Annotated in this window: 3 protein-coding genes; 2 read left to right on the top strand and 1 reads right to left on the bottom strand. The window is 64.1% G+C overall.

What is annotated here, in order from left to right:
* Positions 1-3 precede the first annotated feature (3 nt).
* Positions 4-1,026: a LacI family DNA-binding transcriptional regulator gene (locus OC610_RS23580; RefSeq protein ID WP_264431258.1), complete on the bottom strand. Its 1,023-nt coding sequence runs from the start codon at positions 1,024-1,026 to the stop codon at positions 4-6.
* A gap of 174 nt (positions 1,027-1,200) precedes the next feature.
* On the opposite strand from OC610_RS23580, the gene OC610_RS23585 reads away from it, so the two are divergent.
* Positions 1,201-2,376 (top strand): Gfo/Idh/MocA family protein, encoded by a 1,176-nt coding sequence (locus tag OC610_RS23585; RefSeq protein WP_264431259.1) that lies wholly within the window; start codon positions 1,201-1,203, stop codon positions 2,374-2,376.
* Positions 2,373-3,452, top strand: a complete 1,080-nt coding sequence (locus tag OC610_RS23590) for a sugar phosphate isomerase/epimerase family protein (RefSeq protein ID WP_264431260.1) — start codon at positions 2,373-2,375, stop codon at positions 3,450-3,452. Before OC610_RS23585 ends, OC610_RS23590 begins: the two co-directional genes overlap by 4 nt.
* Positions 3,453-3,493: the final 41 nt, after the last annotated feature.

The raw sequence follows: 3,493 nt of genomic DNA on the forward strand, positions 1-3,493 counted from the left end.
GCATCAGCGGTGCGTTGTTTTGCTCCCAACTATCCGCGCCGCCGAACTGCCCCGCACGGTCAACTCGAACGGCAACAGCACATGCCGCTGGGCGATGGGCCGCTTCTCGATCAAGGCAATCAGCATCTCAACGGCTTTGTTGCCAAAAGTTTCAGCCGGTTGGGAAATGGTCGTCAACGGAGGATCGCAATACGCGGCGAACGGAATGTCGTCAAAACCCACCAGGGAAATATCCTCGGGCACCCGCAGGCCCATCTGCTTGATGCGCTTGAGCGCGCCGATGGCCATTTCGTCGTTCTCGCAGAACAGCGCGCTGGGACGATCGGCCAAGGCGAGCATTGTCCCGGCGCCGTCGTAGCCGGCCTTGAGGGTGAAGTCGCCGTGGCAGACCAGTTCAGGGTCAAGAACAATGCCGGCGTTGCGCAAGGCGTCCTGGTAACCGGCCACGCGGTCGAGGGTCAGCGGGCTGCTGCGCGGGCCCTTGATGATGCCGATGCGACGATGGCCGAGTCTGATCAAGTGCTCGGTCATGGCGCGCGCGGCACCGTGGTTGTCCAGGCTGATGGTCGGGTAGGGCGCGTCCTTGACCACCTCGCAGGCGTTGACCAGCGGCAGCGCGTCGGTGCCAGGAGGCAGTGAGGCGAAGGGGTCGCAGGCGCGCAGTTGGATCACCCCGTCGGCCTGGTGGGCGTAGACCAGCGCCGCGAATTCCTGCTCGATGGCTTCGCGGCCCTGGGTGTCGCACAGCAGTAGCCGATAGCCGGCCGCTTGCGCCGCTTGTTGGGCGCCGCTGATGACCCGGGCGAAAAACGTGTTGGCGATTTTCGGCACGAGGATCACCAGGTTGCCGGTGCGCCGGGAGCGAAACTGCACTGCCATCAGGTTCGGTCGATAGCCGGCCTGGAGTACCGCTGCGTTGACCTTGTCCCGGGTCTCGGGCAGCACGCGTTCGGGAGATTTCAGTGTTCTGGACACCGTGGCCACCGACACACCGGCCAGCCGGGCCACTTCACGGATGTTGGACAAGGGCACCTCGATTCGGCGCCTGGCGACCCAGGCATGGCGGCGAGCTTACCGCAGGTTTGTCGCCCGACACATCTCAAGCCTGTTCCATCGCGTTTGACAGGCGACAAAACCCAGCCTAGATTCCCGTCATGATGTAACCGGTTACATCATCGATCCGGACAGAAGAGAATCGCGATGAATCCTGTAGCACCGAAAATAAGAATGGGCTTCGTCGGCGGTGGGGAGGGCGCATTCATCGGCCAGGCCCATCGTCAGGCCGCGGGCCTGGACGGCGGTTTCGAGCTGGTGTGCGGCGCGTTCAGCCGCGATCCCCACAACAACCGGCAGACCGGCGCGGCGTTGGGGCTGGCGGCATCGCGTTGTTACCACGACTGGCAACAGATGCTCGACGACGAAGCGCTGCTGCCGCTGGATCAGCGCATGGAATTGCTGGTGATCGTCACGCCCAATCACCTCCACGCGCCGATTGCCAGTCAGGCGTTGAAGGCCGGCTTCCACGTGTTCAGCGAGAAGCCCGCCGCGCTGAATCTCAAGGAGCTGCTGGCCTTGAGGGACGTGCTGCAAGAAAGTCGTTGCCTCTACGGCCTGGCCCACACTTACCTGGGCTATCCCATGGTCTGGCAGGCCCGGGAAATGGTGCGTTCGGGCGTGATAGGCCAGGTGCGCAAAGTGTTTGTCGAATACCCCCAGGGCTGGCTCAGCCAGGACCTCGCCGCCCAAGGCAACAAGCAGGCCGAATGGCGTGATGATCCGGCCCGGTCTGGCTTGGGTGGTTGCATCGGCGACATCGGCACCCACGCGTTTTCCCTGGCTGAGTTCGTCGCGGACCAACCGATCCAGCAGCTTTGCGCCGCGTTGGGCAGCCATGTTCCGGGCCGGCAGTTGGACGATGACGCCGCGATGCTATTCAAGATGGAGGGCGGCGCCAGCGGCGTGTTGCTCGCCAGCCAGGTCTGCACCGGTGAAGAGAACCCGCTGAAAATCCGCGTCTATGGCGACAAAGGCGCGCTGGAGTGGCGCCAGGAAGAACCGTCGAGCCTGATCCATCGTGCCTTCGACCAACCGCTGCGCGTCCTGCGCAGTGGTGTCGGCCAGCCTTGGCTGTGTGAAGCGGCGACTCGGCGGATGCGTCTGCCGGCGGGGCATCCGGAGGGTTATCTGGAGGCGATGGCCAACCTCTACGGCGATTTCGCCCAGGCCATTCGTGCCCGGGTCGAAGGCCCTGATGTGCCGGGCGTATCTGGCATCAAAACCGGCTTGCGCGGCATGGCGTTTATCGAGGCCGCCATCATCAATCACCGTGGCGAGGCAAAGTGGACCACGCTGGAAACCGGAGAATCGCAGCTGTGAAGACTCTCGACCAAACATTGCGCGGCCTGCGCGGGCCGGCGATTTTCCTGGCGCAGTTCATGTCCGATGAAGCACCGTTCGACAGCTTGGCGAACATCGCCCGATGGGCCGCTTCGCAGGGCTACAAAGCCATCCAGGTGCCGACGCTGGGCACGCGTTACATCGACCTGGCCCGGGCCGCCGAGAGCCAGGCCTATTGCGACGAACTCAAGGCCACGTGCGCAGCGGCCGGCGTCGAGATCAGCGAATTGTCGACGCACTTGCAAGGCCAATTGGTGGCGGTGCATCCGGCGTTCGATGCGTTGTTTGACGACTTCGCCCCGGCCCACCTGCGCGGCCAGCCCCAGGCGCGTACCGAGTGGGCCATCGAGCAACTGAAACTGGCGGCCCGCGCCAGCCAGCGCCTGGGTCTCAAGGCCCACGCGACGTTTTCCGGTGCGTTGTTGTGGCCGTACATGTACCCCTGGCCGCAGCGCCCCTCGGGCCTGGTCGAGCAAGGCTTTGCCGAACTGGCCCGGCGTTGGCGGCCGATCCTCGATTGCTTCGATGCGGCGGGCGTGGACCTGTGCTACGAAATCCACCCCGGCGAAGACCTGCACGACGGCGCCTCGTTCGAGCGCTTCCTCGAGGCGGTCGACCACCATCCACGGGCCGCCATCCTTTACGACCCCAGCCACTTGCTGCTGCAACAGATGGACTACCTGGGCTTCATCGACCGCTACCACGCACGCATCCGCATGTTCCACGTCAAGGACGCCGAGTTTCGCCCCGACGCCCGTTCCGGCGTCTATGGCGGCTACCAGGGCTGGGTGGATCGCCCGGGCCGGTTCCGTTCCCTGGGTGATGGGCAGATCGATTTCAAGGTGATCTTCAGCAAGCTGACCCAATACGGTTTCGACGGCTGGGCGGTGCTGGAATGGGAATGCTGCCTGAAGGATTCGCAACAGGGTGCGGCCGAAGGCGCGGCGTTTATCCAGCGGCACATGATCAACAAGACGGCCAAGGCGTTCGATGATTTTGCCGGAGTCACGGCGGATGAGGCGTCCAATCGGCGGTTGTTGGGGTTGCCTGGGTAACGGCTGATCGCAGAACCCTTGTGGCGAGGGAGCTTGCTCCC

Origin of the sequence: Pseudomonas agronomica (assembly GCF_025917275.1) — a bacterium.
GTDB lineage: Bacteria > Pseudomonadota > Gammaproteobacteria > Pseudomonadales > Pseudomonadaceae > Aquipseudomonas > Aquipseudomonas agronomica.